The following is an 18,804-nucleotide window of genomic DNA, read 5'->3' as shown; positions in this document are numbered from 1 at the left end:
GTCGCAGTCGCCGAGACCGGGCCGGAACCGGCCGCCGTCTACAACTTTCCGCATGAGACCACAGCGAACCCCGATGAACGCTCCCGGGATCGTCGTCGCCGGGCTGCGCAAGCGGTACGGGCGGATCCAAGCCCTCGACGGCATGTCCTTCACCGTCCACACTGGACTGGTGACCGGTTTCGTGGGGCCGAACGGGGCCGGGAAGTCCACCACGATGCGGGTGATCGTCGGCCTGGACGCGGTTGACGCGGGCACCGCGCTGGTGGCGGGAAAGCCGTACCGCGCCCTTCGGCGCCCGCTGAGCCACGTGGGTTCACTGCTGGACGCGTCGGCCGCGCACCCCGGCCGGAGCGCTCGCCACCACCTGCTCTGGCTGGCCCATTCGCAGGGCCTCGGCACGCGGCGGGTGGACCAGGTGATCGAGCAGGTCGGCCTGACGTCAGCGGCCCGGCGCAAGGCCGGCGGCTACTCGCTCGGCATGCGGCAGCGGCTCGGGATCGCCGCCGCCCTGCTGGGCGATCCGCCGATCGTCATGCTCGACGAGCCGTTCAACGGCATGGACCCGGAAGGCATCATCTGGCTGCGGGGCTTCCTGCGGTCGCTGGCCGCGCAGGGCCGCGCCGTCCTGGTGTCCAGTCACCTGATGGGCGAGGTCCAGGGCACGGCCGACCATCTCGTCGTGGCCGGGCGCGGCAAGGTCATCGCCGACGCCGGTGTGGCCGACCTGATCGCGGCCGCGTCCGGGAACCGGGTGGCCGTGCGCACCACGGCCACCCGGGCCGCGATGACGGTGCTCGCCGAGGCCGGTGCTGCCGTGGCGGCCACCGCCCGGGACACCGTCACCGTCTCCGGCCTGCCGGCGGATCGCGTCGTGGCGTCGCTCAACCACGCCGCGGTCCCCTTCTCGGAGGTCTCCGCGCACCGCGCCACGCTGGAGGAGGCCTATCTCGAACTCACCCGCGACGCGGCCGAATTCCGCGCCGCGACGCCCGCCGAGGGGCCACGGTGACCGCCCCGGCCGGCAAGCCGCACCGACCTGGCCGAGCCGGGCGGGACGGCTTCCTTCAGGTGCTGCACGCGGAATGGACCAAGTTCCGCACCGTCCGGGGCTGGGTGACCGGCATGGCGGCCGCGGCGCTGATGGTGGTGCTGGTCGCGCTGCTCGCCGGGCTCAGCAGCGATCAGAAGGGGGCGCCACCGGTGCCGACCGGACCCGGCGGTGAGCCGGTCACCGACAGCTTCTACTTCGTCCACCAGCCGTTGGCCGGAAACGGCAGCGTCACGGTCTCGGTGTCCGCGCTCGAGAGCAGCGTCCCCGCGGGCCCCGGGAACCTGCGGCCGGGCTCCGTGCCGTGGGCGAAGGCCGGCCTCATCATCAAGGACGGCACCCGTCAGGGCTCGCCCTACGCGGCGATCATGGTCACCGGCGACCACGGCGTGCGGATGCAGCACGACTACGTCGACGACACCGCCGGCCTCCCCGGCGCGGTCTCCGCCGAGTCCCCCCGCCGGCTGCGGCTGGACCGCTCAGGCGAGACGATCACCGGCCACGTCTCCCTCGACGGCACGAAATGGACCGAGGTGGGCACCGCGCGGGTGCGCGGGCTCGGATCGACCGCGCAGGTCGGGCTGTTCGTCGCCTCCCCGCCTTCCGTGGGCGGCGGGGGCACGGCCGGCAGCGTGTCCACGGCCACCTTCGAAGATCTTCGCACCCAGGGGGGCTGGGCCGATGGCACCTGGACAGGCGATCAGGTGGGAGCCGAATCCCCCAGCTTCGCCGGTTACCCGGGGAACACCTCGGGTTCGTTCACGGAGTCCGGCGCCCGGTTCACCGTGACCGGTGCCGGCGACATAGCGCCCGCTGTCCGCGACAGCCTGCCGACCGGCGGCCACCTCCGGGACATCCTCGCCGGCACGTTCGCCGCGCTGATCGCGGTGATCGTCGTGGGGGCGCTGTTCGTCACCGAGGAGTACCGGACCAAGACGATCCACCTGACCCTGGCCGCGAGCCCGAGGCGGAGCCGGGTGCTGGTGGCCAAGGCGATCGTGTTGTGGTTCGTCACCTTCGCGGCCGGTTCGGCGGGGACCATCCTCGCGGTTCCGCTCGGTGAACGGCTCGCCCGGGGTAACGGTGTCCACATCTTCCCGACGTCGTCCTCGACCGACCTGCGGGTGGCGCTCGGGACCGCGGCGCTGCTCGCGACCGCCTCGGTCATGGCGCTGTCCCTCGGCGCCGTCTTCCGGCACAGTGCGGGCGCGGTCACCACGGTCGTCGTGGCCATCGTGCTGCCCTACCTCCTGATCGCCATCCCGTTCGTCCCCGCCGGAGTGTCGACGGGAGTGGCGACGGTGACCCCGGGCGCGGCTTTCGCCGTCCAGCAAACGCTTGTGCCCTACGACCAGGTCGCCAGCAACTACACGCCGTACTACGGCTACTACCCGCTGGCTCCTTGGGCCGGTTTCGCCGTCCTGGCCGGTTATGCGGTGGCAAGCCTGGCCGTCGCGGCCGTCCTCCTCAACCGGAGGGACGCATGAGACAGGCGCTGCACGCGGAATGGACGAAGACGCGGACCGTCGCCGTCCCCCGACGGCTCCTGCTCGGCACCGTCGCGGCGACGGTGGCACTGAGCGCCGTGGCGACCTCGGTGGTGAACTGCACGGCCCGTGGCTGCGGCGGCGACACGACCAAGCTCACCCTCGCCGGCGTCCACCTCGGCCAGACGCTGGTCGCCATTCTGGCCGTGCTGAGCATCGGCGGGGAGTACGGCACCGGCATGATCCGCACCACCCTGACCGCGATGCCGCGGCGAACCACCGCCTTCGCGGCCAAGGCCATCACCCTCACCGGCGTCGTGGCCGCCGGTGGAACGGTCGCCGTCCTCGGGGCGGTGCTCGCCGGGCGGCTCATCCTGCCCGGCCCCGGCGACCGGGCCCTGTCCTTGGCCGACGGGCCGACGCTGCGCGCGGTCTTCGGAACGGTCCTCTACCTGGTTCTGATCGGCCTGCTGAGCTTCGGCGTCGCGACCGTCGTGCGGGATTCGGCCACCAGCATCGGGGTCGTCCTCGGCCTGCTCTACATCGTCCCCATCGTCTCCCGGACCCTCGGCGATCCGGAGTGGCAGCGGCTGCTCGAGAAGATGGCGCCGATGAGCGCCGGCCTCGCCATCCAGGCCACCACCGATCTCGCCGGCCTGCCCATCAGCCCCTGGGCCGGTCTTGGCGTGACCGCCGGCTGGGCCGCCACGGCGCTCGTGGCCGGCGGCTTGCTGCTGCGCGGTCGCGACGCCTAGTACCGCGACGGCAGTTACGTGAGCACTGGCCGGCCCCTAATCGGGATTGGCGGTGTAGAGCAGGTGGATGGTCGCGTTCTGGCAGGAGTCCTGGTTGACGGTCTTGTTCCTGAAGCCGATGGCTGCTCCGGTGAAGGGTGCCGAGCCGCCGGGACCGAGGGCCCGTGCCACGGGCATCCTCGCGTTCACCAGGAGGTAGTCGCCGGCATCGCAGCTGCCGGCGGGTGACCCCGGTGCGGGCGTGACGGAGGTGATCTGGACCTCGACCGCGGCGAGGTAAGTGCTGTCGTCGCCGTTGTTCACGACCAGGCCGGTGATCGGCACCGGTGCGACCCCGGGTGCGAGATGGTCCATGGTCGAGGTCTGCGTGACAGTCAGGGAGTTCCCGGCGGGGTGGTTCCCGTCGGCGCCGCAATCCGAGGTCGTGGCGTGCGCCGGTGTCGCCGGAAAGAGCGCGGTGGTGGCGCCGACGAGCGACACGATCAGCAGGACGGCGAGCGTTCCGTTGCGCCGCCGGCTCACCAGTGTCAGCGCCGTACCGGCGGCGAGGCATCCGATGACGAGCGACAGGACCAAGCCGACGTTCATGCCGAGGCCGGTACTCGGCAGTGGGGCACAGTTCACGGTGTCACCGTCCCGTCAGGTTCGTTGCCCGGGGGACGAGAACGGGTGCTGTCCTGGCCGTTGCCGGGGCGGGGGTGATGCCGGTCAAGGTGTTGCCGGCGAGGGTGACGGTGGCGCGGGAGAGGGCTTGGCCGATCAGTGTGGTGCTCGCGCCGAGGGTGATCGCTCCTTGGGCGAGGATGCTGCCGGACAGGAATGAGTTCGCGCCGGTGCCCGCGGCTCCGGTCACCACCCAGAAGACGTTGGCGGGCTGTGCCCCGTTCGTCAGGGTGACTGTGCTGGCGGCCGCGGTGTTGAACGCGGCGTCGGTTTGGAAGATGAATACCGCGTTGGGGTCGCCTTCGGCGTCCAGTGTCAGCGTTCCGGTCAAGGCGAGCGCCGCTGTGCTGTGGTAAACGCCCTCGTGGAAGGTCAGACCACCCAGATCACCGATGAGCTCGCGGTGGGGCGGGCGCGACGAAGCATCGTTCAAGGCGGTGAGCAGATCGGTTTGTGCGTCGGCCGCTTCGGTGTCCCCGGCGTGGATGTTCCCGCCCACGACGCCGGGCGGGAATCCGGTGACCGAGGTTCCCGGGCTCACCCCGAGGTCGCCGCTGACAGTCGTCGTCCCGGTGCTCACCACGTTGGTGCCTGCCAGCACCGAGTACGTGCGCGCCGCGCCGAGGACCACCGTGGGCGGATTGACCTCCACGGTGAGGGTCTGGGTGGCGGTGCCGCCGTTGCCGGCGGCGTCACGAACCTTGGCCACGATGTCGTGCACACCGGCGGTGAGTGCCGCGGCGGTCACGGTCCAGGTGCCGGCGGAGCCGATGGTCGTGAGCAGAGTCTGCCCGGCGACGGTCACGGTGACCGGGCTCGATGCGGCTGCGCTGCTGGTCCCGGTGATCGTGGGTGTGGTGTCCTTGGTGACGGCGCCGGCGCCGCCGTCGATGGTCACGGTGGGCGGCATGGCGTCGGTGAACCGGATCATGTTGCCGGCGAGGGTGACGGTGGCGCGGGAGAGGGCTTGGCCGATCAGTGTGGTGCTCGCGCCGAGGGTGATCGCTCCTTGGGCGAGGATGCTGCCGGACAGGAATGAGTTCGCGCCGGTGCCCGCGGCTCCGGTCACCACCCAGAAGACGTTGGCGGGCTGTGCCCCGTTCGTCAGGGTGACTGTGCTGGCGGCCGCGGTGTTGAACGCGGCGTCGGTTTGGAAGATGAATACCGCGTTGGGGTCGCCTTCGGCGTCCAGTGTCAGTGTTCCGGTCAAGGCGAGTGCCGCTGTGCTGTGGTAGACGCCCTTGCGGAAGGTCAGACCACCCAGATCGCCGATGACCTCCCGATCCGGCGGTCGGGCCGCCAGTTCGGTGTAGGCATCCACGAGAGCACTCTGGGCCGCGGCCGCGTCGGGGTCCCCGGCGTGGATGTCCCCGCCGACGGTGCCGGGCGGGAATCCGGTGACCGAGGTTCCCGGGCTCACCCCGAGGTCGCCGCTGACAGTCGTCGTCCCGGTGCTCACCACGGCGGTTCCGGCGAGGACCGAATACCCCTGGGCAGCACCGAGAAGAGGAGGCGCGGTCACCGCGAATGTCGCGCTCGTCGCGGTGGTCAAACCGGGACTGGTGGCCCTCAGCGTGTAGCCGGTCCCGGCTTCGTCGAGGGAAAGGCCGTCGAAGGTGGCCGCACCGGTTTCGTCGGTCTCGACCACCGTGGTTCCGCTGAGGGTGCCGCCGGCGGGATTGGTCGCGACCGTCAGCGTCACCGGAATCCCGGCCGACGCGACCGCGGCGCCGCCCGCGGTTTTCAGCGCGACGGTGACGGCCGGGGTGATCGGCTCGTTCACGACGGTGTCGGTGGGTTGGACGGTGAAAGCGAGCGTGGTGGCGTTGACCACGGTCACGACCTGGCTCGGGGCACTGAGCGCGGTCCATGACGTATGGACGGCGGTCACCTCGTAGGTGTACGACCCGTCGGGCACCGAGGTGTCGGTGCAGCTGGTGGTCGCGATCAGCGCGGTGGCACTGCTCGCGCAAGCCGCCGTGGGCGTGCCTTCGCTGCTCCGGGTGACGTAGTAGCCCGTCGGCGGCACGCCACTCGTCGCGGGCGTCCAGCTGACGAGGACATCCCGCGTCGCGTTCGCCGGGACCGTGACGTCGACCGGCGGAGCAAGGGTGCCGGTGACCGCTGCCCCGGACCCGGAACCGGTCGCGGTCCAGTACGCCGCCGCCGGTCCTGTTCCGACCAGGACGACCGCGAGCACGGCGGCCAGGACGGCGGCCGGAGCCGGCCTGCGAGTGGCACGGCGCCGGCCGGGGGTGCGCTCCCCAGCAGAGGGTTCAGTCATAGTCGAAACAGCAATCCGTCCACAGTGCACGGCAGCGGCGAGAGTGGCGGCACCGCTCGAGGGTCGACGATCCGGCCAGGCACCCCCGGATGTGCCGCGGAACCGCGGCACATCCAGGGGCGCGCCTGCCTGTGGGGTCAGGTCGCGGTGAAGTACAGCGGAACGTCAGCTCCCTTGCACGGGTTCTGGTTGGCCTCGGTGTTCGCCAACGTCACGGTGGCCGTTCCGGTCACGGAATCGCCGGCCAGGATGTCACCGGCCGGCGGCGCGGTCGTGATCGTGGCCGTGTAGTCCGCGATCAAACAGCCCGTGGGCGGCACCCACGGAGTTCCGGTGGGGCCGGCCAACGCGACAGTCACGGCAGTCAGGTACTGGGGGCTGCCGCTGGGGTTGGTGACGGTGAAACCGACGGTCTGCCCGGCGTTACCTGGTGCGATCGTGCCGACAGGAGTCTGGCCGATGATGGTGAACAAAGTGCTCGTCCCGGTCTTCGCCGCACCGGCTCCGGTACCGGTCGAGGTCCAGTACGCGAACGCGATGCCGCCACCGGCGAACGTGAACACCGCCAGCAATGCGAGAATCACGCGTTTCTTGCTGCGATGAACAGTCCTGACCATAACGACCTCCTCGTGCTTGGTGTGGAAATCCGGACGTGACCTGCGAGCGATCCGCGGAAATGCGAGCCCCCAGCTTCGGCCAGGGCCGCTTCCGGTGCGAATGGGTGGCTCCACGCCTGCCCCGGGCGCTCGACGGTCAACACCCTCAGGGTGGCGACCTGAGTTCACAACGCTTGGACGCGACGGGCACGGTGCGATCGGGTTACGGCCGACGCTCGCACAGCTGACCTGTTTCGTCCGGCGTCGTCTGTGCTGCCGCGTGTCGCGGTCCAGGCATCTCGAACCTCTGCATCACCGCCTCGGCGACCGAGCCGAAGATCGGCGTCGGTTCACCGGGGAATTTCGGAGCTATCGGCGTGAACCACCGGTTCTCGGTGTCGTCGGGCTGCAAAACTGCTCTCCTCCTGTCGGTTTACACCTTGGTCGACGCGGGGCCGGCTTGTCCCGCACGCTGATACCACGTGATCCACCATGTGGACCCGTGCGGCGCTAGCGCCGGGCCGAGCGGGCCAGTGGGGGACCGCTCGTGAGCCCGGAAACGCTGGTGCGGCCGGTAACGACAGCGTGGGCGACCACGGCGAGTTTCAGATTGCGGTTGCGCGCGTCGCGCCGCAACATCGCGAAGGCACTGTCCATGGTGATTCCGAGTCGTTCGGCGAGTACTCCCTTGGCTTGTTCGATGGTCACCCGGCTGCTCAGCGCGGTCTGCAGTTGCCGGGCCAGGATCTCGTGGCGCCTGATGGAGCGTTCCTGCAGCAGGCCGATAGTCGCCATGTCCGCCAGCGTTTGCGCCGCCTCTATCGCGTCCGAACTCAGCCCCCCGGGCCGGGCATGGAACAGGTTCAGGGCGCCTACCACCTTGCCGCGCCGCCGCATCGGCAGGGCGTCCACCGCACCGAAACCCGCTTCGGTCGCGGCGGTGGCGAATCGCGGCCACGGTGTGTCCCCTTCGGCCAGCGCACCGTGGCTGACCCTGCTTCCCGTGTCGAAGGCGTCGAGGCCAGGCCCTTCGTTGTTCTGCAACTGGGTGAGCTCGAGCACGCAGGCCTGCTCGTTCGAGGTCGCGGCCAGCCGCAGCTTGCCGTGCTGGTCGGCCAGCAACAGCCCGGCCGCGTCGACGTTGAGCAGTTCCACACACCGGTCGGTCAGCAGATGCAGGAACTCGACCACGTCGAAGCCGTCGATCAGGGTGTCCGCCAGTTCGACGAACGTTTCGAAAAGGCGTCTTTCGTTCTTCTCGGCCGGTCCGTTGTATGCTTGCCCCACCATTACTCCTGCATTATTGACGAACTTCCGAATTCTAGTCACCGTCCGCTGTCGCTAGCTGAAACGGCTGCCGGAGTCCGTGGTTCTCGCGGGTAGCGCGGTACGTGACATTGTGACGTTCTTCGCAAAATCGTCGTCGTAGCTCCTTTCTCGCTCGGTAAGCCAGGGCGTCAGCCCCGTTGGGCGTGGTTTTCAACGCATCGCACACCGCGGACTTGGGTTCATGGTTGACGGTCGTCATGTGCAGCACTGTGCGATGGCGGGGGTGCAACTGGCTGAATACTTTGAGGGCCATTGCCACAAACAAGGAATCGCGAGAGCGGGATACGAGGTGATCCCAGTAGTCCTCGACAGGTGGAGCTGACTGAAGATGTTCGATCAGTAATCTTTCGCGTTGTTCCTCATGGGCCCTGGAGGCCACTTCGTTGCGGATGACGGTGTACAGGTATGCGGCGAAGCTGTCATCACTGGGGCCGGCTCCCCTGACGAGTGCCATGAGAATCTTCTCGAAGGCACAGGACACCAGGTCGTCCGCGTTCGACAGGTCACCGGCATACCTGCGGGCGAGCTGGCTCGCCCTGGCCAGATGTGACTCGAACAGCTGTCCGTAGTGAACGATTTCGCCGGAGCGAACGAGATCGGTGAGTTCGGTGGACATGGAATGTGTTACCTCCGCCTTGCACCGGGGGACCGATTCCGGACGCGAGGAGGATCCGATCGTTGTCCCGGTGAGGCCGGTCGTGAGAGTCGCGCGAATCATGTTCGCGTCTCGGGCGAGATGCCCAGCGCGGGCAAGCTGCTTACCTATCGGTGCGCGTGACACGACTGATCCTTGTTCAGGGATGCTGCCGTGTTCGGCGGGGTGGAAGCGCTCGGGACGATCCCTGCGGTATCCGGCTTCCCGTGGCTGCCCGGCGGCGGGATCGGCCGCCCGGTCGCAGCGAGCCGCGGGACTCGTGGTCCCCGGCGGGCGGGGCGATTCGCCCGGCTCTTCGCCGATGTTCGCGTTCGCCGCCGGAGGGGCGGTGTCGTCGCGTGCGGTCACACGATCCGCCGGTGCCTCCGCGGCCGAAACGTGCACGGCGGTCGTGGTGCCAACCGCTTCTCCCGGCAGGAACCCGGGTGACCACCGCACGGAGACGACGCTGGTGACCGGGTGCCCGCCTGGTGTCATTTCGGTGCCCTCGTGGGCCGCCGCATCAGGTTTTCCGCCACGCAAGCCCACAACGGCACTGCCGACACCGTCCATCGTGCTACCCCTCGCCGCTAGAGCATTCACGCCGGCGAGATTCTGGACCGGGTCTGCAGAGAATCACAATCATCACGCGTATGGGTCAAGTCCCTGCACATAGGCCCATAGTCACCGGCTCAAATGGTAAACACCCGGCAGGAAAACGCCAAGTGGACTGACCAGATACCCCCAAATGGATTATGACTTCGGTCGGTGAAGTTTTGCCAAAAATCCAGGGTTGGCACGGCGAGGCCGGTCTGGCTGATGGCGGGGCCTGGTGGGCGGGGGCATGGAGTTCCTGGGAGAAGACCTCTGGTCCGAGGGCGATGCGGCGTCCGTCGGCGGTCACCGCGAGCGCGATGAGGATCGGCCGGCACCGACGTTCCTGCCACACGATCAGAGGACATTCCCGCTCGACCGGGTGAACTGAGTCGTGGTCCCCACTTCGGGTCAAATTTTCTGTCGTGGGCAGGTGCGGAAATCTGCGATCACGGAGATTTGCGACCTCGTCAGCGCGACGACGACGCTGAACAACATCGTTGCGGTATTAGTACTGCAACGGCAGTTAGGTGGGAGGCTGGCCGCGTCGTTCGCAGTGGTTGAGGCGGGCTGCCTGGCTCGCCGGCACCGGTTCCCCTTTCGCGGCCAGGGAGCGGGAGACGACGAGCCAGGCGTGGGCGAGCATCGCGAGGGTGATGTGGGCATACCAGGCCCGCCAGGATCGCACCTGGTAGTGATCGAGCCCGGCTTCGTCCTTGGCCTGCTGGAAACACTCCTCGATCCGCCACCGCGCCCCGGCGATCCAAGCCAGATCCGGCAGGGTCGAGCGCCCGGGTCCGTAGCAGACGTAGTAAGCGATCTCGGTCGGATCGGTGACCTCGCGTCGGGCGAGCAGCCAGTGCCCGCGGCCGGCCTGCCGGCTGATCCGGATCGGCACGCGCGCCCAATCGTACTCGCGGGGCCCGTGCGCCCCGGCGCCGACCGGCAACCGCCGCCACGCCCGGGCAGGCAGGTCGGCGATCAGCTCGTCGGCGCAGGCTTCGGCGCCGTTCGTGGTGGTCAGGACGTCGTCGACCTTGGTCGCCAGCACATGCGCGGCGTCGTGGGCTTCCAGCCACGACCGCAGGTATCCGACCTGCCCGTAAGCCTCGTCGGCGGTGATCCACGCGAACGGCACGCCCGCGGCGAATGCCCGGGCCAGCATCGCCATGGCCTGCCGCGGCTTCGTCTCGAACCCGGCCTCGTCGGGAATCCCCGCCCGCCGGCAACGCTCCCGGTCGGCGATCCACGGCTCGGGCAGATACAGCTCACGATCGATCAGCGCATGCCCGCGTCCTCCGGCATAGGCGAGAAAGGTCCCGATCTGGCAGTTCTCGATCCGGCCCGCCGTCCCGGGATACTGCCGCTGCACCCCGGCCGAGCGCGTGCCCTTCTTCAGGAACCCCGTGTCGTCCGCGATCAGCACGCCACCGGGCTCGCCGAGGTGCTCGACCACGTAGTCCCGCACGTCGTCGCGGACACCGTCGATGTCCCAGCCGGCCCAGCGCAGCAGCCGCTGCATCCCGTCCGGGGACACCTCGCCTGCCTGCTCGGCCAGCGTCCAGCCGTTCTTCCGCTCCAGGCCCGCGACCAGCCCGGACACGTACTCACGCGCCCGGGCGCGCGGTTCCGACCGCGCGAACCGGCCCCCGATCCGGTCTTGCACCCGGTCCAGCTGATCCAGCACCACATCGACCACCACGACGATGATCTACCACAACACCGCTGGCTGCGTCGCGGTAACCAGCCGTTGCCGCGCTCCAGGCGGGCGGAACTCCGTGGGCCGGCGTCGACTGTCCACGTGGGAGTGTCACTCGAATTGGTGAATTTCGCGGCTCGTGGTGGGGGAACGTGTGCGTGCGGGTGACGGCTTGCTTCGTTCGTGTCGCGGACCACCGGCCGTTCTCCCTACGCTGCGGCCAGGGTCATCCGGTGCAAGGGCCTGTCATGGGAGTGGAGCGGTGTTGAAGAGGACCTTGGGTGTCGCCGTCGTGAGCTTGCTCGTGGGCGCGCTGATGAGTTCGGCCGGCACGCAGGCGCGGGCGCAAGGTCCGGCGCAGCGGGCGGACGGGACCCCGGCCGGCGGGCTGGTGGAGAACCCCGCGCGGCTGCTCCAGATCGGCGACCGGGCGTGGTTCGACACCGACCAGAGCGGCGTCCAGGATCCGGCCGAACCCGGTGTGGCGGGTGTCGTCGTGCAGTTGCTGTCGTGTGCCGGCACCGGCGCGCCGCTGGCCACGGCGACGACGGACGCGAACGGTCTCTACTACTTCGGCGCGGCACAGGGACTTCTCCCGAAGACCTGCTACACGCTGAAATTCGACTACAGCGGGATCGACTCGACGAAGCTTCCGGGCGCACCACCGGTCGCCAGTCTGAAGTGGACCGTGCCGAACGCCGGCGCCAACCCCCAGACAACTTCCAAAGTGGACAGCGCGGGTCTCGCGAAGGTGACGACCGGCGAGGCCGGCACCGTCGACCACACCCAGGACGCGGGTATTTCCACCGCGTCGTTGAACAAGCTCGGTGACTACGTGTGGATGGACGCGAACAAGAACGGCATCCAGGACCAGGGTGAAACGCCTGTGCCGGGCGTCAAGGCGACGTTGCAGGACGGCGCGGGCAAGCCGTCCGGTCCGGCGGTGACGACGGGGCCGGACGGGAGGTACCTGTTCACCAGCTTGCCGGACGGGGCGTACCGGGTGTGCTTCGACGTCAAGAAGCTGCCGGGCGCCTATGCGGACTACCAGGTGACGAAGCGGAACGCGGCAGGGCACGACGGCACCGATTCGGCGGCTGACCTGGCGACGGGCTGTACCGGCGTGACGGTGCTCGGTCCGGAGAAGCGCCAGGATCTCACCCTCGACATGGGCATCGCGGCACCGGTGAACCGCGTCGGCGACTTCGTCTGGGTCGACCGCGACGGGAACGAGATTCAGGACGCCGGCGAGCCGGGCGTGGCGGGCGTGACGGTGGTGCTCCAGGACAGCACCAGTCGGTCGGCCAGGAACACGGTCAAGACCGGTCCGGACGGGAAGTACCTCTTCACCGACCTGCCCGACGACACCTACAAGGTGTGTTTCAACGTCAAGAACCTGCCTGCCGGCTATGCGGACCATGCGCTGACCAAGCGGAACGCCGCCGGACACAACGGCACCGACTCGGCGGCCGACCCGGCCACCGGCTGCACGGAGCCGACGGTGCTCGAGGCCGGTCACCGGGAGGACCTGACCCTCGACGCGGGGATCGTCGCGCCGCCCGGCCGGATCGGCGACTTCGTCTGGTACGACAAGGACAAGTCCGGACGGCAGGACGGCGGCGAGCCCGGTGTGCCGGAGGTTCCGGTCACCCTGGTCGGCGAGGACGGCGAGATCGTCGCCTCGGCCACGACCGGCAAGTCGGGCAAGTACCTGTTCGAGAACGTCCCGGACGGCACCTACAAGGTGTGCTTCGCTCTGTCCGGGTTGGCGGCCCCGTACACCGAGTACGTGCCGACGAAGCCGGGTGCCGGCGGCTACGACGGAGAGGATTCCGCGGTCGATCCGGCGACGAGCTGCGCGAAGCCCGTCACGGTCGGCGTCGGCCACCGGTCGGACCTGAACGAGGACCTCGGGATCGTCCCGCCGGTGAATTGCCCCGGCGGCTGTACCCGCCCGGCGGAGCAGGGCCCGGGTCATCGGGAAGACTTCACCCTCGATGCGGGCTACGTCGACCACGAGGCGGCTGCCCTGGCCGAACCCGGCGGGCTGTCGTACACGGGTGTGGCCGTCGGTGGGCTGATCACGCCGGCCCTGCTCCTCCTCGGAGGCGGCGGTGCGCTGATCCTCGTCAGCCGGCGTCGTCGCCTCGGGAAGTGGTTCGGCCGGCGGTCGTGAACCGGGGTGCTGAGGCGGGGCGGCTGGAGCCCCGCCTCAGCACTTTCCCCAGGCAGCGGACGACCCTCAGGCCGGACCGCTCGCCTTCTCGAGCACCTGCAGGAACGCGCGGGACCACCGGGGCAGGTCGGGCCAGCCGCGGCAGGACACCATCGCGCCGTCCACGACGTCGGGCTCGTCGGCGAACGTGGCGCCCGCCTGTTCCATGTCGGCCTTCAGGGGCGGGTAAGCGGCCGTGGTGCGGCCGCGGAGGAGCCCGAGCGCGGCCGGCACCTGCGCGCCGTGGCAGATCGTGCCGACCGGGAGGCTCCGGTCGAAGAAGTGCGTGACGATGCGGGCGACCTCCGGGTCGGTCCGGAGGTACTCCGGTGCCCGTCCGCCGGGGATCACCAGCGCGTCGTAGCCGTCGGGGCGCACGTCGCCGAACGCGACGTCGACGGGCAGCTGGTGGCCGGGCTTCTCGGTGTAGGCGTCCCAACCGGCTTCGAAGTCGTGGATGACGAGCTTCACCGCCCGCGTCGTCGGCGCGGCCATGATCGCCTCGTGACCGCCCTCGCGCAGGCGGAACACCGGGTACATCGTGTCGAGCTCTTCGGCGGCGTCGCCGGTCAGCACCAGTACTCGTGCCATCTTCGCTCCTTCCGGTCAGGACGCGGCGCGCAGCACCCATCGCTGGTTGGCCTGCCCGTTGCACGTCCACAAGATGAGCTTCGTGCCGTTGGCCGTGCCCTGGCCGTTCGCGTCCAGGCACCGGCCGGACTGCACTCCGGTGATCGTGCCGTCGGCGTTGACGGTCCACTGCTGGTTGGCCTGCCCGCCGCAGTCCCAGACGATCACCGGCGTGCCGTCGACGGTGCCTTGGCCGGAGGCGTCCAGGCATTTGGTTCCGTTGACGGCCAGCTGCTTGCCGGTGGCGGTCCACTGCTGGCCGGCCTGTCCGCCGCAGTCCCACAACTGCACCTGGGTGCCGTTGGCGGACGACGGGACGTCCAGGCAGCGGCCGGACTGCGCGCCGACGATCTGCCGGCCGGAGGACGTGCTCGGGGTGCCGATGCTTCCCGGCACGGACTGCAGCGCGGCGAACCACGTCGCGGCCATCTTGTCGTAGCCGGTGGCCGTGGGGTGGACGCCGTCGATCAGGTCGGCGGCGGTCAGCGCGGCGTGCATGTCCACCAGGTGCACGTGCTTGCCGGCGTTCTGGTTGTTCCGCACGATGCCGGGGACGGCGGCGTTGTAGGTGCGGGCGGCGGACTCCTGCCCGGCGTTGGCGAGCGGGATGATCGTCGCGACGAAGACCTCGGCGTCCGGCGCCGTCGCGGTGATGTGGTCGATCAGCCCCGACAGGCGGGCGGGCGCGCGGGCGACGTCGAAGTTCTGCAGGACGTCGTTGGTGCCGATGTGCAGCAGCACCGTGTGCGGAGTGGTGGTGCGCAGCCAGTTGACGATGTTCGCGTCGAGCTGGTCGATGCGCCACCCCGGGTGTCCCTCGTGGTCACGGTCGCCGAGCGTGGCCGGGCCGTTGACCTGCGAGCCGACGAAGTCCACCTGGTAGCCGCCCGCCGAGAGCCGCTGCCAGAGCCCGATCCGGTACCCGCCGGGGACCTGGGTGCCTTCGGTGATGGAGTCGCCGAGCGGCATGACGCGGACACCGCCGTTGGAATCGGCGACGGCCGGGGTTCCCGGCAGCAACGCCGTGGTGACCACGGCCACCGCGGCGGTCACGAGCCACCTGAGTCGTGTTCGCACTGTCTCTCCTCGATGCGCCGGGACTAGCCCAGCGTCCACTTCTGGTTGGCCTGCCCGGTGCACGTCCACAGCCGGACGAGGGTGCCGTTCGCCGTGGCGCTGTCGGTCACGTCGAGGCACAGCCCGGACTGGACACCGGTGATGGTGCCGTTCGCGGTGACCTGCCACCGCTGGTTGGCTCCGCCGTTGCAGTTCCAGACGACGATCTTGGTGCCGGGGCTGGTGCCCTGGCCGGAGGCGTCCAGGCACCGGGTGCTGTCGCCGCTGTAGACGGTCAGCTCGCCCGCGGTGCTCCGGGTCCAGGACTGGTTCGTGCCGCCGTGGCAGTCCCAGATCTGCACCTGGGCGCCGGCGGTGGTGCTGCCGCCGTTGACGTCCAGGCACTTGCCCGCGCCGACGGCGCGCACCGGGCTCGCGACCGGGCCGGGGCCGGTGCCGCCCGGCCCGACGGCCGCGATGACCTGCTGCGCGCCGGACGGCCAGTTGGTCCCGCTCACCTGGACGTTCCCGCTCAGGACGTTGTTGTGCGGCGACCCGGTGGCCACCTGGGTCGCGCCGCCGTTGTACCAGTTCCCGGAGAAGGTGCTGTCGTTGGTGTTGTTGGCCCCGTTGGCGTTGGTGAAGGCCCAGACCCCGGAGTCCTGGATCACGTTGGCCGACAGGTTCACGTAGCGGGAACCTTCGTCCAGGTACAGCCCGACCGTGCGGTTGTTGTCGTAGATGTGGTTGTGGTCGATGGAGCTTCCCGGGTTGGCGGAGAGGTTGTAGATGCTTCCGCCGTCGTGCATGAGCTTCTTGGTGCCGTGCACCCGGTTGTAGCTGACGACCGTGTCACGCAGTGTCGTCGGCGTGCTGTAGACGGGCTGGTAGTTGTACAGGCCGCGGTTGCGGTAGTCCTGGCTGCCGCCCTGGTCGTTGGCGCCCCAGCCCCAGCCGACGTCGATGCCGTCGTAGGTCAGGTTGGAAACGTCGTTGTGCGTGATGACGGTGTGCGTGGCGTAGGTCGACAGGATGCCGGCCATTTCCCGGTAGTCCAGGGCGACCCGGCTCACCGTGTTGTTGGAGATGGTGACGTCCTTGTTGGTCATCGCCGGGTTCGACGGGTGGTGGGCGTCCGGCCGCACCCCGCCGACGATGACGCCCCCGCCCGAAACCTCCGTGAACGTGTTGTGGTCGACGGTGATCGACGACGCCCCGAGGCCGATGCCGGAGGCGTGGGCGTTCGCGTCGTTGCCGATGCCGAGCGCCACCTGGCCGAGGTGGGTGAAGGTGTTGCCGCTGAAGGTGATCGCGGTGGCGGCCGAGACCTGCACGGCGGCGGGTGCCTGTGCCCAGCCGTTGCGGGCGCCTTCGAACTGCTGGCAGCCCGACTGGCAGGAGGTCAGGAAGTCGGCCGGCATGGGCGCCGCGGCCGGGAGGAACGTGCCGGTCTGCTGGTTGGCGTACCCGACCGACGTGCTCGGCGTGAGCCAGGTGGTGTGCTCGAAGTGCAGGTCCTTGAAGGCGATGTTGCGCACCGGGTTGTCGTAGCTGCCGCTGATCTGCAGCAGCGAGGTCAGCCGCGGCAGCTCGACGTCGTGGCTGCCGGGCACCCAGCCCGATGGTGCCTTGTAGTAGAGCTTCCCGGCCTGCGGGTCCAGGTACCACTGGCCCGTGTTCTTGAGGAACGAGTAAGAGTTCTCGAGGAACAGCTGACCGCCGCCGAAGGGCTTGGCGAGGGTGTCGTAGCCCCAGTTGTTGTTGTTCCAGGCGGGTTGCTGCATGGTGATCGTGGAGCCGCTGATGCGGTCGACCGGGGCGTACCGGTCGGTGAACGAGTTCTGGCTCTCCACCTCGATCCGGTTCTGCTGCGGCAGCGTCGCCAGGTAGTTCAGCGCGGAGTTGGTGATGGTCATGCCGGTCGTGGTCATCCGCACGTCGTTGCGGGACAGCGGGATCGACGCGCGCGGCGCCAGTGCGCCGTCCACGAACAGCTGCCGGGAGTCGGCGCCCGGCGGCACGGACGCCACCCAGATGTTCTGGCCGGAGTCCTGGACCGTCCAGCCGCCGACCTGCGTCCCGCCGGACAGGACCGGCGTCTGCCCGGGTGCCGCCTGCCAGGTGACGGTGTGGCCGTTCTGCCCGGAGTCGGCGCTGGTGAACGACAGCGGGGCGGTGAGCCGGTAGGTGCCGCCGGCGAGCTGCACGACGACGTCGTCGCTTCCCGCCCGGGCCCGGGCCAGCTGCTGGGCCTTGGCCGGGGTGGCGACGGGTTGTTCGGGGGTGCCGGGGTTCGCGTCGTTCCCGGCCGGGTCGACGGCGATGGTGACGGTCGCGGCTTCGGCGGGCGCGGCGGCGACCGCGGTCCCGGCGACGGCGATGCCCACCGCGGCGACCGCGGCGACCACGGATCTGGCGGCGCGGCTGGTGTCCCTCATCAGGCACTCCACTTCGTTGTGGTACTCACCCGTCGAAGCGGACAGGTGGACTGAAGGATGTGTCGGACTCATCGGAGGCCGTGAACCGCGCGAGGTATCGGACGACGTGCCGTGTCTCAGCCGTCGACCGCTGGGGTTCGCGAAGTTCGTGGGCACGCCGGGAATCCATGAGAGCAGCAGGGTCTGCCGACGTCAAGCAAAGAGCGTGCTCATCGCCGACTTCGGTTCGGCGGAAGCATGTAAGTTTCATGCCGTCGCCGAAAGTGTTGACCTGATCACTACATCCGCTTAACCTGCGTGATTGGGGCGGGGGAGTACGACACTTGAGTGTCGGTAAGTCGCACTCATCCGAGTGTGGCCCGCGACGAAGGAGTCTGCCGGTGGATGGTGTGCCCCTGCCGGCGGTCACGACCGACGCCGCGCCGCCCGGCCCGTACCGGCCGGGTTACGAGGTGGCGGCCGAGCAGATCCTGCACCTCATCGCCGAGCGGGAGTTGCGGCCCGGCGACCGGATGCCGACCGAGATCGAGCTGGCGGCCCGGATGGGGACGAGCCGGACCCTGGTGCGGGAGGCCGTCAAGATCCTTTCGGCGATCGGCCGGGTCCGGGCGCACAAGGGCCGTGGGCTGTACGTGGCCGACGACGAGGGCATGCTCGGCTCGTCCCGCTGGGGAGAGTTCTTCCTGCCGACCGATCTCGATCACGTCTACATGCTTTTCGAGTACCGCCGGCTCCAGGAGACCGCCGCCAGCCGGCTGGCGGCGGCCATCGCCACCCCGGCGGAGCTCCGCACGATCGAAGCCGCCGCCGAAACCTGCCGGCAGGGCCACCTGACCGGGCAGACCGCGCTGTTCGACCGGGGCGACGACGACTTCCACCTCGGCATCGCCGCCGCGTCGCACAACCAGTTCCTGGTCGCGGCGGTGCGTGGAGCCCGCCGTCTGCAGCGCCAGTCGAACATCATCGGGATGTGCGGCGGGATCGGCGGGCACGCGTCGGGCGCGATTGACGAGCACGCCGCGATCTACCGGGCGATCCGCGATGGCGACCCGGAGGCGGCGGCGCGGGCGGCCACCATTCACATCGACAACACCCTGGAGGATTACCGTCGCGAGATCAAGCGTCGTGTCTTCGGCGGGTAATCGCCGAGGAAAACCCGGAGCCGGTCTCCGGGAATTGTGGCGCGCGCGTTTACCGGGCGGCCGGTTCCGCCGTTTCCTGGTGCGGCACCGCCGACGGCGTCGTCGAACGGTGTCGGCGTGTGTGGCGGCGGAACCCGTTGTGAGCACGTAAGTTTCAGTGTTACGGAACTGCTCATTGACCCGGGTCGCCGTTCGCTCCTAATCTGAGTCCGGCCTCATGGCTGCTAGCTTTCG

The 18,804-nt window shown here is 69.5% G+C and carries 14 protein-coding genes; 5 read left to right on the top strand and 9 right to left on the bottom strand.

The features are described from left to right. The first annotated feature begins 52 nt into the window (after positions 1 to 52). Genes AB0M82_RS27010 through AB0M82_RS27000 form a run of 3 tightly spaced genes read left to right on the top strand, consistent with a single transcriptional unit; the run spans position 53 to position 3,290 of the window. Positions 53 to 1,009, top strand: a complete 957-nt coding sequence (locus AB0M82_RS27010; protein WP_364727268.1) for an ATP-binding cassette domain-containing protein — start codon at positions 53 to 55, stop codon at positions 1,007 to 1,009. Next, positions 1,006 to 2,535, top strand: a complete 1,530-nt coding sequence (locus AB0M82_RS27005; protein ID WP_364727266.1) for an ABC transporter permease subunit — start codon at positions 1,006 to 1,008, stop codon at positions 2,533 to 2,535. The genes AB0M82_RS27010 and AB0M82_RS27005 overlap by 4 nt, the downstream gene beginning before the upstream one ends. After that, on the top strand, positions 2,532 to 3,290 hold the full coding sequence (locus tag AB0M82_RS27000; RefSeq protein WP_364727263.1) for an ABC transporter permease: 759 nt from the start codon (positions 2,532 to 2,534) through the stop codon (positions 3,288 to 3,290). The genes AB0M82_RS27005 and AB0M82_RS27000 overlap by 4 nt, the downstream gene beginning before the upstream one ends. A gap of 36 nt (positions 3,291 to 3,326) precedes the next feature. Here AB0M82_RS27000 and AB0M82_RS26995 read toward each other — a convergent pair whose 3' ends face one another. From AB0M82_RS26995 to AB0M82_RS26970, 6 genes are all read right to left on the bottom strand, one after another. After that, a complete protein-coding gene (locus AB0M82_RS26995; protein WP_364727260.1) occupies positions 3,327 to 3,878 on the bottom strand; it encodes a hypothetical protein in 552 nt (183 codons plus the stop codon). 40 nt (positions 3,879 to 3,918) lie between these two features. Then, entirely contained in the window at positions 3,919 to 6,237 is a 2,319-nt protein-coding gene (locus AB0M82_RS26990; protein WP_364727258.1) for an ice-binding family protein, read from the bottom strand. 137 nt (positions 6,238 to 6,374) lie between these two features. Then, positions 6,375 to 6,968 carry a hypothetical protein gene (locus AB0M82_RS26985; RefSeq protein ID WP_364727255.1) on the bottom strand — a complete coding sequence of 198 codons (594 nt, stop codon included), beginning with the start codon at positions 6,966 to 6,968 and terminating at the stop codon, positions 6,375 to 6,377. A gap of 375 nt (positions 6,969 to 7,343) precedes the next feature. Continuing rightward, the gene (locus AB0M82_RS26980) at positions 7,344 to 8,120 is read right to left on the bottom strand and encodes a GAF and ANTAR domain-containing protein (RefSeq protein ID WP_364727253.1); all 777 of its coding nucleotides are present in this window, start codon (positions 8,118 to 8,120) and stop codon (positions 7,344 to 7,346) included. Between the two features lie 34 nt (positions 8,121 to 8,154). Next, positions 8,155 to 9,369: a sigma-70 family RNA polymerase sigma factor gene (locus AB0M82_RS26975; protein ID WP_364727250.1), complete on the bottom strand. Its 1,215-nt coding sequence runs from the start codon at positions 9,367 to 9,369 to the stop codon at positions 8,155 to 8,157. A gap of 547 nt (positions 9,370 to 9,916) precedes the next feature. Beyond that, positions 9,917 to 11,092: an IS701 family transposase gene (locus AB0M82_RS26970; protein WP_364727247.1), complete on the bottom strand. Its 1,176-nt coding sequence runs from the start codon at positions 11,090 to 11,092 to the stop codon at positions 9,917 to 9,919. A gap of 289 nt (positions 11,093 to 11,381) precedes the next feature. Here AB0M82_RS26970 and AB0M82_RS26965 point away from each other — a divergent pair, with 289 nt between their 5' ends. Then, positions 11,382 to 13,265: an SdrD B-like domain-containing protein gene (locus AB0M82_RS26965; RefSeq protein ID WP_364727245.1), complete on the top strand. Its 1,884-nt coding sequence runs from the start codon at positions 11,382 to 11,384 to the stop codon at positions 13,263 to 13,265. Positions 13,266 to 13,331: 66 nt separating this feature from the next. On the opposite strand, the gene AB0M82_RS26960 is transcribed toward AB0M82_RS26965, so the two are convergent. The 3 genes from AB0M82_RS26960 to AB0M82_RS26950 are packed head-to-tail and all read right to left on the bottom strand — an operon-like array spanning position 13,332 to position 17,428. After that, the gene (locus AB0M82_RS26960; RefSeq protein WP_364727243.1) at positions 13,332 to 13,895 is read right to left on the bottom strand and encodes a DJ-1/PfpI family protein; all 564 of its coding nucleotides are present in this window, start codon (positions 13,893 to 13,895) and stop codon (positions 13,332 to 13,334) included. 15 nt (positions 13,896 to 13,910) lie between these two features. Further along, the gene (locus AB0M82_RS26955; protein ID WP_364727241.1) at positions 13,911 to 15,011 is read right to left on the bottom strand and encodes a ricin-type beta-trefoil lectin domain protein; all 1,101 of its coding nucleotides are present in this window, start codon (positions 15,009 to 15,011) and stop codon (positions 13,911 to 13,913) included. Positions 15,012 to 15,034: 23 nt separating this feature from the next. Next, complete coding sequence (locus AB0M82_RS26950) at positions 15,035 to 17,428, bottom strand: RICIN domain-containing protein (RefSeq protein WP_364727239.1); 2,394 nt, start codon at positions 17,426 to 17,428, stop codon at positions 15,035 to 15,037. Between the two features lie 380 nt (positions 17,429 to 17,808). Here AB0M82_RS26950 and AB0M82_RS26945 point away from each other — a divergent pair, with 380 nt between their 5' ends. Continuing rightward, positions 17,809 to 18,570, top strand: a complete 762-nt coding sequence (locus AB0M82_RS26945; protein WP_364727237.1) for an FCD domain-containing protein — start codon at positions 17,809 to 17,811, stop codon at positions 18,568 to 18,570. Positions 18,571 to 18,804: the final 234 nt, after the last annotated feature.

The organism is Amycolatopsis sp. NPDC051128 (assembly GCF_040682715.1).
In the GTDB taxonomy this organism is placed as follows: Bacteria; Actinomycetota; Actinomycetes; order Mycobacteriales; family Pseudonocardiaceae; genus Amycolatopsis.
Note: the sequence above shows the minus strand (reverse complement) of the source record. Positions and strands in the feature narration are given on the sequence as shown.

Excerpts from the sequence above, each read along its gene's own strand:
- AB0M82_RS27010 (WP_364727268.1), top strand. The coding sequence starts at position 53 with ATGAGACCACAGCGAACCCCGATGAACGCTCCCGGGATCGTCGTCGCC.
- AB0M82_RS27000 (WP_364727263.1), top strand. The coding sequence starts at position 2,532 with ATGAGACAGGCGCTGCACGCGGAATGGACGAAGACGCGGACCGTCGCC.
- AB0M82_RS26995 (WP_364727260.1), bottom strand. The coding sequence starts at position 3,878 with ATGAACGTCGGCTTGGTCCTGTCGCTCGTCATCGGATGCCTCGCCGCC.
- AB0M82_RS26990 (WP_364727258.1), bottom strand. The coding sequence starts at position 6,237 with ATGACTGAACCCTCTGCTGGGGAGCGCACCCCCGGCCGGCGCCGTGCC.
- AB0M82_RS26975 (WP_364727250.1), bottom strand. The coding sequence starts at position 9,369 with ATGGACGGTGTCGGCAGTGCCGTTGTGGGCTTGCGTGGCGGAAAACCT.
- AB0M82_RS26960 (WP_364727243.1), bottom strand. The coding sequence starts at position 13,895 with ATGGCACGAGTACTGGTGCTGACCGGCGACGCCGCCGAAGAGCTCGAC.
- AB0M82_RS26950 (WP_364727239.1), bottom strand. The coding sequence starts at position 17,428 with ATGAGGGACACCAGCCGCGCCGCCAGATCCGTGGTCGCCGCGGTCGCC.